Annotated in this window: 16 protein-coding genes; 6 read left to right on the top strand and 10 right to left on the bottom strand. The window is 73.9% G+C overall.

Features of this window, described 5'->3' with window-relative positions; all coding sequences use genetic code 11:
- Window positions 1–6: 6 nt before the first annotated feature.
- The 3 genes from ACI797_RS08095 to ACI797_RS08085 all read right to left on the bottom strand — a co-directional run bounded on the left by ACI797_RS08095 (window position 7) and on the right by ACI797_RS08085 (window position 1469).
- Window positions 7–282, bottom strand: a complete 276-nt coding sequence (locus tag ACI797_RS08095) for a hypothetical protein (protein WP_456858109.1) — start codon at window positions 280–282, stop codon at window positions 7–9.
- Window positions 283–292: 10 nt separating this feature from the next.
- Window positions 293–571 carry an antibiotic biosynthesis monooxygenase family protein gene (locus ACI797_RS08090; RefSeq protein WP_456858108.1) on the bottom strand — a complete coding sequence of 93 codons (279 nt, stop codon included), beginning with the start codon at window positions 569–571 and terminating at the stop codon, window positions 293–295.
- Window positions 572–644: 73 nt separating this feature from the next.
- The gene (locus tag ACI797_RS08085) at window positions 645–1469 is read right to left on the bottom strand and encodes a hypothetical protein (protein ID WP_456858107.1); all 825 of its coding nucleotides are present in this window, start codon (window positions 1467–1469) and stop codon (window positions 645–647) included.
- A 293-nt stretch (window positions 1470–1762) separates the two neighbouring features.
- Here ACI797_RS08085 and ACI797_RS08080 point away from each other — a divergent pair, with 293 nt between their 5' ends.
- Window positions 1763–3646 carry a protein kinase domain-containing protein gene (locus ACI797_RS08080; RefSeq protein ID WP_456858106.1) on the top strand — a complete coding sequence of 628 codons (1884 nt, stop codon included), beginning with the start codon at window positions 1763–1765 and terminating at the stop codon, window positions 3644–3646.
- Between the two features lie 56 nt (window positions 3647–3702).
- Here the strand turns inward: ACI797_RS08080 and ACI797_RS08075 are convergent, their stop codons facing one another.
- Window positions 3703–4542, bottom strand: a complete 840-nt coding sequence (locus ACI797_RS08075; protein WP_456538108.1) for a serine/threonine-protein kinase — start codon at window positions 4540–4542, stop codon at window positions 3703–3705.
- Between the two features lie 275 nt (window positions 4543–4817).
- Between ACI797_RS08075 and ACI797_RS08070 the strand changes: the two genes are divergently transcribed.
- Window positions 4818–6908, top strand: a complete 2091-nt coding sequence (locus ACI797_RS08070; protein WP_456858103.1) for a cation:proton antiporter domain-containing protein — start codon at window positions 4818–4820, stop codon at window positions 6906–6908.
- A 253-nt stretch (window positions 6909–7161) separates the two neighbouring features.
- Here ACI797_RS08070 and ACI797_RS08065 read toward each other — a convergent pair whose 3' ends face one another.
- From ACI797_RS08065 to ACI797_RS08055, 3 genes are read right to left on the bottom strand one after another with little or no spacing between them, the layout of a single operon-like run.
- Entirely contained in the window at window positions 7162–8721 is a 1560-nt protein-coding gene (locus tag ACI797_RS08065) for an FHA domain-containing protein (protein ID WP_456858100.1), read from the bottom strand.
- Window positions 8721–9161 carry a hypothetical protein gene (locus ACI797_RS08060; RefSeq protein WP_456858099.1) on the bottom strand — a complete coding sequence of 147 codons (441 nt, stop codon included), beginning with the start codon at window positions 9159–9161 and terminating at the stop codon, window positions 8721–8723. Before ACI797_RS08060 ends, ACI797_RS08065 begins: the two co-directional genes overlap by 1 nt.
- 43 nt (window positions 9162–9204) lie before the next feature.
- Window positions 9205–10758 (bottom strand): hypothetical protein, encoded by a 1554-nt coding sequence (locus tag ACI797_RS08055; protein WP_456858098.1) that lies wholly within the window; start codon window positions 10756–10758, stop codon window positions 9205–9207.
- Between the two features lie 264 nt (window positions 10759–11022).
- Between ACI797_RS08055 and ACI797_RS08050 the strand changes: the two genes are divergently transcribed.
- The gene (locus ACI797_RS08050; protein WP_456858097.1) at window positions 11023–12699 is read left to right on the top strand and encodes a serine/threonine-protein kinase; all 1677 of its coding nucleotides are present in this window, start codon (window positions 11023–11025) and stop codon (window positions 12697–12699) included.
- 6 nt (window positions 12700–12705) lie between these two features.
- Here the strand turns inward: ACI797_RS08050 and ACI797_RS08045 are convergent, their stop codons facing one another.
- The 3 genes from ACI797_RS08045 to era are packed head-to-tail and all read right to left on the bottom strand — an operon-like array spanning window position 12706 to window position 15127.
- Window positions 12706–13461, bottom strand: coding sequence for an isoprenyl transferase (locus ACI797_RS08045; RefSeq protein ID WP_456858096.1), 756 nt, complete (start codon window positions 13459–13461; stop codon window positions 12706–12708).
- Window positions 13461–14207, bottom strand: coding sequence for a DNA repair protein RecO (gene recO, locus ACI797_RS08040; protein WP_456858094.1), 747 nt, complete (start codon window positions 14205–14207; stop codon window positions 13461–13463). The genes ACI797_RS08045 and recO overlap by 1 nt, the downstream gene beginning before the upstream one ends.
- Window positions 14207–15127 carry a GTPase Era gene (gene era / locus ACI797_RS08035; RefSeq protein WP_456858092.1) on the bottom strand — a complete coding sequence of 307 codons (921 nt, stop codon included), beginning with the start codon at window positions 15125–15127 and terminating at the stop codon, window positions 14207–14209. Before era ends, recO begins: the two co-directional genes overlap by 1 nt.
- Window positions 15128–15225: 98 nt before the next feature.
- Between era and ACI797_RS08030 the strand changes: the two genes are divergently transcribed.
- Genes ACI797_RS08030 through ACI797_RS08020 form a run of 3 tightly spaced genes read left to right on the top strand, consistent with a single transcriptional unit; the run spans window position 15226 to window position 16640 of the window.
- Window positions 15226–15819 carry a hypothetical protein gene (locus ACI797_RS08030; protein ID WP_456858090.1) on the top strand — a complete coding sequence of 198 codons (594 nt, stop codon included), beginning with the start codon at window positions 15226–15228 and terminating at the stop codon, window positions 15817–15819.
- Between the two features lie 18 nt (window positions 15820–15837).
- The gene (locus ACI797_RS08025; RefSeq protein ID WP_456858088.1) at window positions 15838–16239 is read left to right on the top strand and encodes a DUF6176 family protein; all 402 of its coding nucleotides are present in this window, start codon (window positions 15838–15840) and stop codon (window positions 16237–16239) included.
- On the top strand, window positions 16236–16640 hold the full coding sequence (locus tag ACI797_RS08020) for a DUF1801 domain-containing protein (RefSeq protein WP_456858086.1): 405 nt from the start codon (window positions 16236–16238) through the stop codon (window positions 16638–16640). The genes ACI797_RS08025 and ACI797_RS08020 overlap by 4 nt, the downstream gene beginning before the upstream one ends.
- Window positions 16641–16654 lie beyond the last annotated feature (14 nt).

Below are 16654 nucleotides of genomic sequence, written 5' to 3'. Positions count from 1 at the left end.
CCCTCGTCAGCCCCAGAGGACGACGGCGAGCACGCCGATCGCGACCACCAGCAGCGCCAGCAGCGGGACGACGACCGCGGTCCGGCTGCGCCGGCGCGGGACGACCCGCGGCTGCAGCGGCTGCCACGGGCCGAAACGGTCGGTCGGCTCGCGGGGCGGGGACGGCGGCAGCTGGTCGGTGGGCTGGTCGGCCGCGGTCCCGCCGTCCGGTCGGCGCCGGCCGGGCACCGGCGGCAGGCGCATCGCCCGGGTCCGCTCGGCGTCGTCCGGTGGCTGGCTCATCGGCGCTCCCCTACTGGCTGTCGACGTAGACCCCGGGCTCGTCAAGGGCGTGTACCCACACCGGCGCCCCGGCGATCTTCACGTCCGCGGCCGACAGCGCGCGCCGGTAGGAGCCGACGCCGTCCCAGCGGGTCAGCAGCGCCCACAGGGCGGCGTCCTCGGTCGAGCGGCCCACCTCGCCGCCGAGGAACCCGGGGCGGGCGCCGAGCGCGGCCAGCAGGCCGTCGAGGGCCGTGGCCAGCTCGCCGGCCCCGTCGTCGGGCACCCGCAGGCGCGTCACCGCGAACACCGGCACAGCTTGCTACACGGGACGGCCCCCGCACCTGGGCAGGTGCGGGGGCCGTTCGCGCGTGCGGGTGGGATCAGGCCCAGCCGACGACCGTCAGGTTCTGGTCGATGCCGACGAGCAGGTTGAAGGTGCTGCCGTTGTCGAGCTCCAGGGTGAAGGAGACGACGTCGAGGCCCTCGCTGGGCGCGTTCTCGACGCTGTCCAGCGTGCCGCCCGTGATGCCGGCGCCGCCGAGGGTGTCGTAGAACAGCGCGGCGAGGACCTGCTCCGGGGTCACCTGGTTCTCGGCGGCCAGCTGCTGGAACTGGCCCTGCAGCGTCGGGCTCAGCGTCGCGTAGGCGGTGGCGAAGTCACCGGTCGCCATGGAGTCCACGAACGTGAGCGCGGTGTCGGTGGAGCCGGGGAAGCCCTCCTCGCCGCCGGAGGTGGGGGTGTCGCTCATCCCACCGCCCGGGTTGGTGGGCGGCGGGGTCGAGGCGCCGCCGGGCAGCGACATGTCGCCCATGTCCATGCCCATGTCCGGCACCTCGCTGGTCGAGGTGCTGGTCGAGGTGGAGGTCGAGGTCGAGCTGGAGCTGCTCGCGGTGTTGCCGCCCTCGTCGTCGTCCCCGCCGAGCAGGAAGAACAGCAGGACGCCGACGCCGGCGAGCACCACCACGACCGCGAGGATGATCCACGGCAGGGGGCTGCTCTTCTTCGGCGGCTGGCCGTACCCGCCGTAGCCACCGGGCCCGCCGGGCGGGAACCCGCCCCCGGGAGGGCCGTACTGGCCGGGGCCGGGCTGACCGTACTGGCCGGGCTGGCCACCCGGCTGGCCGTAGGGGCCGGGCTGACCGGGCTGACCGTACGGGCCGGGCTGGCCGTACTGACCGCCGTATGGACCTGGAGGCTGGCTCATCGTGCTTCTCTCGTTCGGGTACAGGTGGGCGGGAGGCGCCCGTAGCGGCGGCCAAGGTAGCGATGCGCCGTGCCCGCGCCTACCGGTTCGCGCGCGGCATTCGTCACGGGTCCGTCACGAATCACCCCAGGTGCCCCCTTACGGTTGCCGTGACCCGCGAGGTGACCTGCGACGCGGCTCGCCCAGGACCGGAACGCTGGTCGCACGCCAGCTCCGTCCTTAGACTCCGCCGACGACCGCACCTGGGCGCCGGTACCGAGGAGCGCCGGGTCGCGGCTACGGAGGTTGTACGCGTGGAGTTCGAACAGTTCGGTGCCTACCGCATCGAGGCGTTGCTCGGCCGCGGTGGCATGGGAGAGGTCTACCGCGCCTTCGACACCGAGCACGACCGGGTCGTGGCGCTCAAGGTCCTCTCCGAGACGCTCGCCGCCGACCAGGGGTACCGCGAGCGGTTCCGCCGCGAGGCGCACCTGGCCGCCCGGCTCAACGAGCCGCACATCGTGCCGATCCACCGCTACGGCGAGATCGACGGCCGGCTCTTCCTCGACATGCGGCTGGTGCCAGGGCGCGACGTCGCCGCGGTGCTCGCGCAGGAGGGGCCGATGAGCCCCGAGCGGGCCGTGGCGATCATCAGCCAGACGGCGCGGGCGCTGGACTCCGCGCACGCCGACGGCCTGGTGCACCGCGACGTGAAGCCGTCGAACGTGCTCATCACCGGCGAGGGGGACGACGAGTTCGTCTACCTGGTCGACTTCGGCATCGCCCGCTCGACCACCGACCAGGCCGGGCCGGCGCTCACCCAGACCGGCGCGGCGCTGGGCTCGTTCGACTACATGGCGCCCGAGCGGTTCCTGGAGAAGCCGGCCGACAAGCGGGTCGACGTCTACGCCCTGGCCTGCGTGCTCTTCGAGTGCCTGACCGGGCGACGGCCGTTCGTCGGCGACGGCCTGGCCACGCTGATGTACGCCCACCTCAACACCGACCCCCAGCCGCCGTCGGCGGTTCGCCCGGACCTGCCCAAGGCGCTGGACGAGGTGATCCTCAAGGGCCTGGCCAAGGACCCCGACGAGCGCTACGCGACCGCCGGCGAGTTCGCCGCCGCCGCCCGCCGCGCGCTGACCGCCTCCGGTGTCGCACCCAAGCCCGACGTGCCCGCGCCGGCGGCCCCGCCGACCTCGATCACCCCGATCCCCTACGTGCCGCCGCAGACGGTCGGGTTCTCCAACCCGGGACCGGCCGGTGCGTACACGCCGGCCGCGGGCACCGGTGCGCCGCCGACGGGCTACGGCCCGACGTCGAACCCCGGCGCCCCCACCGGCTACGGCCCGCCGTCCAACCCGGGCGCCCCCACCGGCTACGGCCCGCCGTCCAACCCCGGCGCGCCCACCGGCGGCTTCGGCCCGCCGAGCAACCCCGGCCCGCCCACCGCCGGCTACGGGGTGGCCTCGGCGCCCGGCGGCTACGGACCGCCCGCGCAGCCCGGCCCGCCGTACGGCGCGACCGGCCAGGGCGGCGGGGGGAAGAAGAACACCCTGCTGCCGATCCTGATCGGCGTCGGCGCGCTCGTCGTCGTCGGCGTGGTCGTGCTGGTCGTCGTCCTCAGCGGCGGCGACGGTGGTGGCGGCGGCGCTGGCCCGAGCACCTCCACGTCGACGAGCACCTCCACGTCGACCTCGTCGTCGACGACGACGTCGAGCACGACCCCGCCGCCGGACGCCCCCGAGGACGAGCTGCGGGCCAGCATCCCGCTGGGCTTCGACGCGGACTCCTGCCGCACCCAGGACCCGGCCGGGGACGGCGACATCGCCGCGCTCGACTGCGGCGCCACGATCTCCGACGACCCGGGCCCGACCGTCTCGCTGTTCTACCTGTACCCCGACGTCAGCACGCTCGACGGCGTGTTCCTCCGCGACGTGCAGGCGCAGAACCTCGCCGAGCTGGCCAGCGGCACCGACTGCCCGGACACCCAGGGCTACCGGTTCTGGACGGCGAACAGCCAGCGCGCCGGCCGGGTCGCCTGCTACATCGACCCGGACGACCAGACGGCGGTCATCGTCTGGACGCAGGAGGACGTCCGCGCCGAGGGCCTCATCGGCATCGTCGGCGGCGGGCAGGAGGGGCTCAACACCCTCTGGACCTGGTGGAACGACCCGCAGAACAGCGACTTCGTCGTCTGATCCCCCGGCACGCAGAAGGCCCCGCTCCCGGTCCGGGAGCGGGGCCTTCTCGTCGCTCAGGCGTTCTGGAGCTGCGGCGCGGCCAGCGCCTCGAGCCGCTGGGCGACCTCCTCGGCGGTGGCCGGCCGCTGGCCGACCGGCGCCAGGCAGGCCTGCACCAGCGCGGCCTCGTCCTCGGTGAGGCCGGCGGCGATCGAGGGCTCGGCGCTCATGACCTTGCGGATGGCCAGCAGCGGCTCGCCGTCGGGCAGCTCGCCGTAGAGGCCGGTGCCGGTGAGGGCCCGGTGCAGGGTCGCCCCGAGGGCGAACACCTCCGTCGCCCGCGAGGGCCGGTCGCCGCGCAGCAGCGCCGGGTCCAGGTACTCGACGGACGCCGCGCTGGCCATGCCGGTCAGCGTGACGCCCGGGGTCAGGTAGCGGGCCAGGCCGAGGTCGGAGAGCTTCGCCCCGTTCTCGGTGAGCAGGATGTTCGCCGGCTTGAGGTCGCCGTGCGTGAGGCCGGCCTCGTGCAGCGCGTGCAGCGCGTGCGCGGCGTGCGCCACGGCACGCAGCACCTCGCCGCGCGACAGCGGCCGCGCCGGGGCGGCCAGCGAGCCCAGCGGCAGGTACTCCATCGCGTACATGAAGCTGTCCTGCAGGACGGCGTCGTAGACCTTCACCAGGTAGGGCGAGGCGACCTGCGCGAAGGCGCGCAGCTCGCGGACGCCCCGCTCGTAGGCCTGCTCGCTGTGCTGGCCGGAGAAGACCTTGACCGCGACGAACTCGTCCGGAAGGCCCAGCCGGGCAGGCGGGCGGGCCAGGTAGAAGCGGCCGTGGTTGCCCTCACCGAGCACCCTGACCACCTGGTAGTCCGCGATGGTGGCGGGCGCGGATCCCACCAGGCCAGCGGCGTCCATGAATCTCCTCCAGTTGCCTGTACAACTCCCGGTCCCACCGGGACGCCGCGGGGGCGGCAGCGGGTCAGTCTGCCCGCGCCGGGGCGACCGGGGAACCCCGTTGCGAGCGCCTGGCCGAAGTCCGCGCGAACCGCGTCGCGATCTGCTCCACCAGCAGGTGCGCGCCATTAGCATGCGCGGCCGGACGACGCCTGCTGCGGCGTTGGCGCGGCCTCTGGCCGACCTGAACCTCGTCGCCTGGCAGCACAGGCGCACCTGCCTCAGCGGAGCAGACAGTGGAACGCGAGATACCCGAGATCATCGCCTACGTGTTCATCGACCTGGCGGTGATCATGGTCATCGCCCGGGTCTTCGGCAGGCTGGCCGTCAAGGTCGGGCAGCCCGCCGTCGTCGGCGAGATCATCGCCGGCATCCTCCTGGGCCCCACCCTGCTGGGCGCCCTGCCCGGCGACCTGGACACCCTGCTCATCCCGGCCGACATCCGGCCGTTCCTGAACGTGCTGGCCCAGCTGGGGCTGGTGCTGTTCATGTTCCTGGTCGGCCTGGAGGTCGACCTGTCGTTCATCAGGGGCCGGGAGAAGATCGCCGTCTCGGTCTCCCTGGCCTCGATCGCGTTGCCGTTCGGCCTCGGATTCCTGCTGGCGACCTACCTGCACGACAAGCACGACGTCGTCGGCGGCGAGGAGGTGACCTTCCTGGCCTTCGCCCTCTTCCTGGGCGTCGCCATGTCGATCACCGCGTTCCCCGTGCTGGCGCGCATCCTCGCCGAGCGGAACATGCACCGGATCCCGACCGGCGTGCTCGCCCTGGCCTGCGCCGCCGTCGACGACGTCCTGGCCTGGTCGCTGCTGGCGATCGTGGTGGCCATCGTCGCCGCCACCTCGTTCACCGGCGTCATCCAGATCCTGGGCTTCTCGATCGTCTTCGCGATCGTGATGTTCACCGTCGTCAAGCGGCTGCTCAAGGGCCTGGTCACCCGCTACGAGCGGTTCGGCCAGCTCACGCCCGACATGATGGCGCTGGTGCTGATCGGCATCCTGACCAGCGCCTGGGTGGCCGAGGAGATCGGCGTCCACTTCATCTTCGGCGCCTTCGTGTTCGGCGTGATCATGCCGCGCCAGGGAGCGGCCAAGCTCACCCACGACATCACCGACCGGCTGGAGCAGGTGAGCGTCCTGCTCCTGCTGCCGGTGTTCTTCGTGGTCACCGGGGCCAGCGTCGACGTCGGCGCGGTCGGCCTGTCCGGCGTGTGGGAGCTGTTCCTGATCCTGCTGGTCGCCATCGCGGGCAAGTTCATCGGCGCTTTCGTCGCCGCCCGGGCGCAGCGCGTGCCGCGCCGCCAGGCCACGGCGCTCGGCGTGCTCATGAACACCCGTGGCCTCACCGAGCTGGTCATCCTCAACATCGGCATGCAGCTCGGCGTCCTCGACGGCGAGATGTTCACGCTGATGGTGATCATGGCCGTGGTGACGACGGTGATGACGTCGCCGCTGCTGACCCTCGTCTACCCGAAGCGGGTGCTCGAGCGGGACATCGCCGCGGCCGAGCGCGAGGCCATGGGGCTGGTCGATGCGTACACGGTGCTGGTCGTCATCGACGACCCGAAGCACGACGAGGCCCTGGTCCACCTCGCGTGCGACCTCGTCGGCCGGGAGTCGCCGGCCCAGGTCGTGCTCGCCCGGGCCCTGCTCCGGACGACACCGAAGCCGGAGGTCTCCAGCGGCCTCGGCGCCGACCTGGCGCTCATGGCCTCCGCCGGTCTCGAGCTGCGCGACCTCGCCCGGATCGTCGAGTCCCGCGGGCTCAAGGCGTCGGTGGCGTCCCGGTTCAGCGAGGACCCCTGGGCGGAGATCGCGGAGATCGCGACCAGCTCCGACGCCGACGTCGTCCTGGTCCGCGAGGGCTGGGCCGCGACCGAGGAGACGGGGCGGGTGGCCCCCTGGCCCGCCTCGCTCACCACCAGCGTCGTGGTGGTGTCGGGCGAGCTGGGGGAGCCCGGGCTGGCTCCGCAGGGCCCGGTGGCCGTCGTCCAGGACGGCGACGCCAACGGCCGGGCCGCGCTGCGGCTGGCCGCGCAGGCCGCGCTGGGCCGGTCGATCCCGCTGGAGCTGCGGGCCGGTGAGGGCTGGCGCGCCGAGCGGCGGGCGGCCAACGTCACCGAGTCGCTGCGCCGGGCCGGCGTCGTCGTCAGCGAGGAGCAGCCCGCCCCGCTACCGTCGCTGGTCGTCGCCCCGGCCGGCACGACGCCCGAGGGCGCGGCGCACGACCTCACCCCCGTGCTCACCGTGCACGCGGGCACGGCCGACAGCGACCGCGACCTGGAGGAGACGCTGGCGGGGATCGCCGCCGGTAGCGGTACCGCCTGAGCGCGCGCACGCACGACGGACGGCCGGTCCGGGCACCCGCCCGGGCCGGCCGTCCCGCGTTCCGGGGCCGCCCGCTTCCGCCCGTGCGCGAGATGGCATCCCGTGCACGACCCACCGGCGTGTGCGCGCGTGTCCCGTGCACCGACTGCCATCTCGGCAGCGGACCGGCCGCCTCCAGACCCCGAAGACGACGGCGCCCGCGCCCCCTCCACGGGAGCGCGGGCGCCGTCGTCGGGCGGGCCTTGCGCAGGCGTCAGGTGGCGCCGTGCGGCGACTCGAACGCGAACTGCCGGCTGCCCATGCGCACCGCCATGCCCGGCACCAGCCGCACCGGCTGGTTGGGGACGAGCGACGACCAGGCCGGCGCCCCGGGCGGGGCCACCAGCGTGCCGTTGGCCGAGCCGATGTCGACCAGCGTCACGTCCCAGCCCTCGAGCCGGATCTCGGCGTGGTGCCGGCTGACACCGCCGGTCTGGTCCACCACCAGCAGCGGGCGCAGCTGCCCGCCCTGCACGCGCTCGTCGGTCTCCGGCTCGCGGCCGAGCAGGTAGTCCATGTCGAGGTTCACCGTGGCGCCGTTGTCGAACACCAGCAGGCCCAGCGGCGGCCGGATGCCCTCGACGAAGACGCCGGTCTGCTGCGCCATGCGGATGCCGCACAGGTTGCAGAACAGCACCCGCGGGTCGTTGAGGTGCCCTCGCGAGCAGAGGAAGCCCTTGACCTTGGGGCGGGTGTCCTCCGGCTCCTGCTGCGCGAGCGCGGCCGGCGGCTGCTCGGAGTCGAGCACCGGCAGCGGCTCCCGCGGGGCCTCCTCCTCCGGCGGGGCGAGCAGCGACGCCGACAGCGCCGGCGCCGGCAGCTCGACCGGCGGGGGCGCCGGCGGCGCCACCGGCTCGGGAGCCGGAGGCGGGGCGGCGGGGGCCGGTGCCGGGGCGGCGTGCACGTGCCCCGCGTGGTCGTGGTCGTGGTCGGCGTGGTCGTGCCCGGCGTGGGCGGCGTCCTCGACGTCGCGGCCGCTGGGGGCGGGCGGCGGCAGCGGCGGGGCCGGCGCGGCGGCCACCGGCGGCACCTTGGCCGCCGCCGGCACCGGAGCACCGGGCGGGGGCGGCAGCAGCGAGCCCGGCGAGGGCAGCCGCACCAGCGCCGTCGGCGACGGGGAGTCCGGTGCCGCGACCGGCGCGGGCGCCACCGCGGGCGACAGCACCGCCGCGGCCCCCGGCACGGCCCCGGCCTCGAGGTCGGCCAGCGGGTGCGGGGCCATGTCGACCGACGCGCCGGCCGACAGCCGCAGGGGGGCCGGCGGCCAGTCGACCAGCCGGTCGAGGAACCGGGTGCCGTCCTGCAGCCGTTCGCCGTCGGCCGGGGTCAGGCGCAGGCCGAGGTCGGGCACCTCGGCGACGCCCTCCCCCACCAGCGCCACGGCCAGGCCCTCCTCGGTCGCCGCGGCGAGCGCGAACGAGGGGAGCTCGGCCACGGTGGGCAGCCAGCGGCGCAGCTCGTCGTGCAGCCGGCGGCCCGGCGCGCGGCTGCCCGCGGCCGAGACGCGGCGGCACAGCGCGACGAGCTCGCCGACCTTGGTGTCGCCCACCGGCGCGGCGGCCGGGGGCTTCGCCGGCGCCGCGCCCCAGCCGCCCAGCTTGGGGGCGGACGGCGGCGGGGCCGGGGTGGCGTCGACCCCGACGACCAGCAGGATGCCGGGCATCCGGACGACGAGGTCGTCCCCGGGGGCGATCGCCACCGCGACCTGGTCGAACGGCGGCACCGTCGTCGGCGCCGGGGACGAGGACGGCGCCAGAGCGCTGTCGGCGGACATCAGATGAGCCTCCCGCCACGGATCCGCCAGTGGATGAAGGGCACCCGCATCGGGCCGTTGGCGACCAGCCACACGACCAGCCACGTCGTCGCGAAGTCGATGACGAACGCGGGGCCGGGCAGCTCGTTCGGCTCGATCCACCAGATCGCACCACCCTGGAAGAGGAACCACACGAGCAGGCCCTCGGGGATGGCGGTGAGCAGACCGAACAGGGTGGGCCAGTCCTTCTCCCACCGGAACTGCTGGATGCCGTGGTAGATGAACTCCCACACGATGCCGAGCACGGTGGTCACGAGGAGAACCGAGAAGGTGACCTTGTAGGCCGTGCTCAGCGGGGCGTCGATGGGCAGGATGGGCGTGATGATCAGGGTCCACAGGGACCCGACCACAGCCAGCAGGAATATCCGTGTCTGGATGCGGCCGTTCAGGGTGGGCAGCACGGTCGTCTCTCTCGGGGTCGAGGGTCGTGTCGGGGGTGGCGGGTCAGATCGGCTTGTTCCGGACCCACTTCCACCACTGGCTGGTCGAGCGACCGGGGCCCAGCTTCTTGGCGAAACCCTGCTTGATCAGGTCGTCGGCGATCTCCTGGGCCGCGATCTGCAGGCCGAAGAAGGTGTCGACGCCGGGGAACGGCCCACCGAGCGTCGCGCTGCCGGAGGCGTACATCTTGCCGCCGTTCTGCGTGCCGGTGACCTCGAAGTTGCGCTGCACGTCCAGCCGGCCCACCGGGTTGCGGGTGGCGTTGGAGTGGTCGAGCAGGTCGGCCAGGACGCGGTGCTCGCGGATGTCGGCCTCGAGACCCGTGCAGTCGATGACGGCGTCGAACGTGCCGATCTGCGGACCCTGGTCGCTGGACACCGCCACCTCGACCAGGTCGCCGACCGGCCGCATGTTGTCGATCTGGCCGATCATGACCCGGTACCAGCCCTCGCGCCGGCCACGGGACAGCTGCTCCTGCCAGTCGCGGCGGACGGGCGTGTTGGTGCCGCCCATCTCCTTGTAGAGCGTGGCCCGCTCCTGGCCCTCGCTCTTGCGGACCTGCTGCTTGAGCTGCCCGCCCCACACCGACTTGGGGTAGTTGAAGCCCTGGTAGGCCCAGCCGTCGGCGCCCTTGCGGCGCTTGAAGATGCCGTTGCCGTGGGGCTTGTCGATGTAGGTGCGGAACAGGTGCACGATCTGGGTCTGCAGGCCCAGCCGGTCGCGGTCGTCGATGATCCGCTGCAGCACGCGGGAGGCCACGATGCCGCCACCGCGGATCAGCAGCGTGCACGGCTTGAGCTTGAGCTTCTCGTAGATGTGCTCGTGCGGCTCGTAGGCGTTGACGACCTTCGAGTAGTCGTTGTGCTCCTTGCGGTAGTTCTGCAGGTCGTCGAGGAACTTCAGGCCCGGGTAGCCGACGGCGACGTGCACCCACTGGCTGCGGTAGGCGATCCGCTTGGTGGGCGCCGCGCCCTCCGGCGGCGTGAGGATGGTGAAGTACCCGCCGCCGACCCGGCGCCGCACCATCCGGACCTGGCCGTGGACGACCATCTCCGGGTAGCGGATGCGGTACATCTCCTTCTCCATCGACTCGAACGCCGCGCCCGCCTTGGGCGTGTAGTAGTTCGCGAAGATGGGCTCGACGAGGACGTTCCAGAGCTGCTTGATGTTGCCGTGGAGGCCCTCGCGCAGGGCGTAGCTCGGGAAGCCCCAGATGTTGTCGGGGGTGGAGGAGGAGTCCGAGCGCAGCCGCTCCTGCCGGGGGATCTGCGAGACCGTGGTCAGGTACTCGTAGCTCTCCCACGGCGTCTTGAGCGGGGTCAGCACGCGGATGGCGTTGGTCGGCACCCCGCAGATGCGCAGGTAGTCGACGGTCACGAAGGACCCGATGCCGCCACCGAAGGTGACGAACGGTACGTCGATGATCGGGATGCCCGCCTCGGCCAGCATCTGGTCTGTCCAGAAGTCGCTGGCGATCAGCTGGTCGTTCAGATCACCCGGCTGGGTGGGCGCGCCGGCACCCTGGGCGTGCTGCGGCGCGATCGTGCTCTCGCTCACGGTGGGGGTTCCGTCCTCTCACGGGGAGCCGCCACTCTCGGGCGCACGCGGTACCCGTGTCAACGGGTCCACGCGCGTCGGGAGCAGTCGATGCCGAATGGTGGTCGGGGCCCGCCCGAGGGTTGTCCCGAGCGGCACCGGAAGGGTCGCCCGGAGCACTTGGAAGCGGCTTGCGCCGACCTTGCGCGCGAGGTCGCGCGCACTGCGTCCGCGGCCCCCACCGGCCTAGACTTCGCCGTCGTCCGACCCGCCCGGAGGGCTCTCGTGGAGTTCGAACGGTTCGGCCCGTACCGCCTCGAGGGGCTGATCGGGCGTGGTGGCATGGGCGAGGTCTACCGCGCCTACGACACCGAGCACGACCGGGTCGTCGCGCTCAAGGTGCTCGCCGAGCACCTGGCCACCGACCGCGACTACCGCGAGCGGTTCCGCCGCGAGGCGCACGCCGCCGCGCGGCTGTCCGAGCCGCACGTGGTGCCCATCCACCGGTTCGGCGAGATCGACGGCCGGCTGTTCCTCGACATGCGGCTGGTGCAGGGCCGCGACCTCGCGGCGGCCATCGCCGCCGACGGGCCGCTCTCCCCGCGCCAGGCGGTGGCGGTGATCGGTCAGGTGGCGCACGCGCTGGACGCCGCCCACGGCGCCGGCCTGGTGCACCGCGACGTCAAGCCGTCCAACGTGCTGGTCTGCGCCACCGACGAGCAGAGCGAGCCGGACGACGCGTTCGTCTACCTCGTCGACTTCGGCATCGCCCGGTCGGTCATGGACAACGAGGGACCGTCGCTGACCCGCGTGGGCTCGGCCGTCGGCTCGTTCGACTACATGGCCCCCGAGCGGTTCCTCGAGCGGCCGCTGGACGCCCGCAGCGACGTCTACTCCCTGGCCTGCGTGCTCTTCGAGGCCCTCACCGGACGCCGCCCCTTCCCCGGCACCGACCTCGCGCCGCTGATGTGGGCGCACATCAACACCCCGCCGCCGAGCGTCTCCGCGGTGCGGCCGGAGGTGCCGGCGGCCCTGGACGAGGTGGTGCAGAAGGGCCTGGCCAAGGCGCCGGAGGACCGGTGGCCCTCCGCCGGGGCCCTGGCCGCGGCGGCCCGGCGGGCCCTCGTGTCGGCCGGCGTCCGGCCCGCGACCGACGCGCCGCCACCGGTCCGGGGCACCTCCCCCGGCGACCCCGTCGGTCCCCGGACGATCGGCATGACCGGCGCCACCGCCGTCCCGCCGACGCCCCCCGGCACCGATCCGGGTGCCGCCCCGGCGTTCCCGGCCGCCGCGCCCCAGCAGTTCGCGGCGACGCCGCCCCCGGGCGGCGCCGTCCCGCCGTCGCGTGCCGTGCCGGCACCGGCGGCCGCACCCCGGCGGTCCCGCGTGCCGGCGATGCTCCTCGGCCTCGCCGCACTGCTGGCGGCCGCGCTGGTGCTCGTCGTCGTCCTCGTGGAGACCAGCGGGGCCGACGCGCTGCCCACCCCGCAGGACCCGCGGCCCGGGCCGCAGCACGACGAGCTGGTCGCCGTCGTCCCGGCCGGCGTCGACCGGGAGGCGTGCCGCCCGGCGCCGCCGGCCGACGACGGCGACGTCGCGGCGGTCGACTGCGGGCCGAGCAGCAGCCAGCCCGGGCCGCGGGCGACCCGGTTCTTCCTCTACCCCGACGAGGAGACCCTGGACGCCGCGTTCAGCGCCGACGTCGAGCGCCTCGGGCTGGTCGAGTTCTCGGGCGGCACCAACTGCCCGGAGTCGCAGGGGTACGGCAACTGGACGGCGAACGACCAGGTCCGCGGCCGCATCGCCTGCTACGTCGACGAGCAGAACACCGCCACGCTGATCTGGACCGAGACCGAGTTCGGCACCCAGGCGATCGTGCGGATCCGCAACGGCGGCACCGCCGGGCTGGTCTCGCTGCTCGACTGGTGGAACAACCCCGACTACTCCGACTTCGGCGGCTGACCGGGCTCAGGCGGTCCCGAACCGGCGCTGCCGGGAGGCGTACTCCTCGCACGCCGCCCACAGGTGCCGGCGGTCGAAGTCCGGCCACAGGGTGTCGAGGAAGACCAGCTCGGCGTAGGCGGCCTGCCAGAGCAGGAAGTTGCTGGTGCGGTTCTCCCCCGAGCTGCGCACGAACAGGTCGACGTCGGGCATGTCCGGCTCGTCGAGGAACCGCGCGACGGTCCCCTCGTCGACCTTGTCGGGGTCGAGCCGGCCGGCCGCGACCTCGCGCGCGATCGCGGCGGCGGCGTCGGCGATCTCGGCCCGGCCGCCGTAGTTCACGCACATGGTCAGGGTGAGGACGTCGTTGTCGCGGGTGAGCTCCTCGGCGATCTCGAGCTCCTTGATGACGCTGCGCCACAGCCGCGGCCGGCGGCCGGCCCACCGCACCCGCACTCCCATGGCGTGCATCTCGTCGCGCCGGCGGCGGATGACGTCGCGGTTGAACCCCATGAGGAACCGGACCTCGTCGGGGCTGCGCCGCCAGTTCTCGGTGGAGAAGGCGTAGGCCGACAGCGACTGGACGCCCAGCTCGATCGCGCCCTCGACGCAGTCGAACAGCGAGGACTCCCCCGCCTCGTGGCCCTTGGTGCGCGGCAGCCCGCGCTGCTTGGCCCAGCGGCCGTTGCCGTCCATGACGAGCGCGACGTGCCGCGGGACCTTGTCCCTGGGGATGTCCGGCGGCCGCGCGCCGGACGGGTGCGGGTTCGGTGGCTGCGGCATCAGCTGCGGTCCACCAGCGCCAGCGAGCGCAGGCCCCGCTCCAGGTGCCACTGCAGCAGGGCGGCGACCAGGCCGCTGCCCTCCCGGCACTGCGGCGGCAGGCTCGCCTCGGCGCGGGCCCAGTCGCCGGACAGCAGCGCGTCGAGGTGGGCGATGGTGAGCGGGTTGGGCATGCCGGCGCCGGTCGGGCGGCACGGCGGGCAGACGGTGCCGCCGGCGGGCACGGAGAAGTGCCGGTGCGGGCCCTCCTCGCCGCAGCGGGCGCAGTCGCCCAGCGCGGGCTCCCAGCCGGCGACCGACATGGCCCGTAGCAGGAAGGCGTCGAGGACGAGCGGGGCCGGATGGGTGCGCTCGGCCAGCGCCCGCAGCGCGCCGATCACGAGCAGGAACAGCCGCAGCGACGGCTCCTTCTCCTCGGCGGTGAGCCGGTCGGCGGTCTCCAGGACGGCGGTGCCGGCGGTGTAGGCCGGGTAGTCGGTGACGATCGGCTCGCCGTACGCGCGGATGGACTCCGCCTGGCTGACGATGTCGAGGCTGCGGCCGGTGTAGAACTGCAGGTCGACGTGGCTGAACGGCTCCAGCCGGGCGCCGAACTTGCTCTTGGTGCGGCGCACGCCCTTGGCGACGGCGCGCACCTTGCCGTGCCGGCGGGTGAGCACGGTGACGATCCGGTCGGCCTCGCCCAGCTTCTGGGTGCGGAGGACGACGCCCTCGTCGCGGTACAGCGACTTCGGAGTGGTGCTCATCAGTAGCCGAGCCGGTTCAGCTTCTTGGGGTCGTCCTGCCACTCCCCCAGGACGGTCACGTGCAGGTCGAGGTGCACCCGGGAGCCGAGCAGCTGCTCCAGCCCCGCGCGGGCCTCGGTGCCGATCCGCTTGATCATCTCGCCGCCGCGGCCGAGCAGCATCGGCTTCTGGCTCGCCCGCTCGACGTGCAGCAGCGCACGCACCTCGACCAGCTCGGCACCGGCCCTCTTGGGGTCGGGACGACGGATCAGCTCCTCGACCGTGACGGCCAGGGAGTGCGGCACCTCCTCGTACACCTTCTCCAGCGCCGCCTCGCGGATCAGCTCGGCGATCTGCCGCTCGACGTCGTCGTCGGTCTGCTGCTCGTCCGGGTACATCGCCGGGCCCTCGGGCAGCTGCTGGATCAGCAGGTCCTCGAGCAGCTCGACCTGGTCACCGGCCACCGCGCTCACCGGCACGACCTCGGCGGCCCCGACCAGCTGGCTGGCCGCGATCAGCTGCTCGGCGATCTGCTTCTTGCCCGCCGCGTCGGTCTTGGTGACCACGACGACGACCGGGGCCTTGAACTCGCGCAGCTGGCGGGCGATGAACCGGTCGCCCTGGCCGACGGGCTGGTCGGCGGGGATGCAGAAGACGATCACGTCGACGTCGGCGAGGGTGTCGCGGACGACGTCGTTGAGCCGGCGGCCCAGCAGGCTGCGCGGCTTGTGCAGGCCGGGGGTGTCGACGAGCACCAGCTGGCCGCCGGGCCGGGTGACCACGCCGCGGATGGCGTGGCGGGTGGTCTGCGGCCGGTTGCTGACGATGCCGACCTTGGTGCCGACCATCGCGTTGGTGAGCGTCGTCTTGCCCGCGTTGGGGCGGCCGACCAGGCAGGCGAAGCCGCTGCGGTACGGCCGCTCCCCCTGCTCCTCGGTCACGTCGTCCAGTCTCCCACCCCGCACCGACACCTCCGCTTCCGGCGCGGGGAGCGGCTCCGCTTTCGGCGCCGGGAGCGGTGGTTGGGAAGATCGTGCGCATGGCGGGACGGGCGCGACGCGGGAACGACGAGCCACCGGTGGTGCGGGCCGCCCGCGACCGCGAGCGGCACATCTCGCAGGTCACGGCGTTCGGGTTCTTCTCCCCCCGCCGGCCCCGCCGGTCGGTCACCGTGACCCCGGCGCCGCTGCGCTACTGGCAGTACGACCCGGTGCGCTGGCCGGTCGTCGCGCTGACCCTGGCGGCGGCCGCGGCGTGGCTGGCCTTCCTCGGCTGGCGGGACGGCGCCGACGCCGTCACCGGCGAGCTGCCCCTCGTGATCGGCCTGGTCGTGCTGGTGGTCCTCTTCTCCACCGGCCGGCTCACCGTGAGCGACTTCGGCCTGTCCACCGACATCGCCGGCCTGCGCCAGCCGTCGTCGTTCGGCGTGGTCACCCGCGGCCTGGTGCAGGACGTCGTCCGCGGGGCGCCGCCGGCGGGGTGGCCGCGGGCGAAGCGGCGGGGCGGCTGGTGGCCGGGGCGGCAGCGGGTCGCCGTCCGCCACCTGGCCGCCGACGGCGAGACCGAGCGCGCGCTCACCGTGTGGGTGCGCGATCCCGAGGCGTTCGCCGAGGCGCTCGACCACCCGCTCTGACCTGGCAGGGTGCGCGGCGTGACCGACATCGCGATGCCGCCGTCCGTGCCCCCGGGGATGCGCCTCGAGCTGTCCCGCGCGCGCCTGCTGCCCGGCGCCCAGGAGGAGACCGAGCGGTGGATGGGCATGCTGCACGACCGCTACGAGGAGTGCCTGGACACCCTCGCCGGCGAGCGGATGGTGTTCGAGGCGACGTTCCGGCGCACCGATCCCGACGGCACCGAGTGGATCTACCACGTGCAGCTCCACGGCGAGGACGGCGGCGGGCTGGACCTCGCCAACCCCGTCGACGCCGAGCACCAGGCCTACGCGATGCGGTGCAAGGAGAAGGGCTGGGAGGAACTGCGGCCGGTGCTCGTGCTGGCGCCGCGCCCGCTGCTGCCGGCGATGGAGAAGTGGGCGCGGGACGGCGAGCTGTGAGCGCCCTGGAGGAGTACCTGGCCGGCGTCGACGAGGCGGCGCACGGGACCGTGCGGGCGCTGGACGCCGTGATCCGCCGGGTGGAGCCGGACTTCGACGTCGCGGTGAAGTACCGCCTGCTCATGTACACGCTCGACGCGAAGTGGCGGCAGTGGGTGGTCGCCGTCGGTGCCAGCACGAAGGGCGTCCAGCTGCGCTTCCTGTGGGGCGTGCTGATGGACGACCCGCGCAAGGTCCTGCGCGCCGGCAGCTCGACCCTCATGACGTGGGACTTCGCCTTCGGCGCCGAGGTGGACGCCGACGCGGTGGCGGCGTACGTGCGGGAGGCGCTGGCCCGGCGCGACGCCTACCTGGCGGACGCGCAGCGGATCGCCGCCGAGGCCCGGGCCAGGAACGCCTAGCCGGGCCGAGCGCC

Source organism: Geodermatophilus sp. SYSU D00691 (assembly GCF_054050275.1).
The sequence above is the reverse complement of the archived record's forward strand: the minus strand, read 5'-3'. Positions and strand labels throughout refer to the sequence as shown.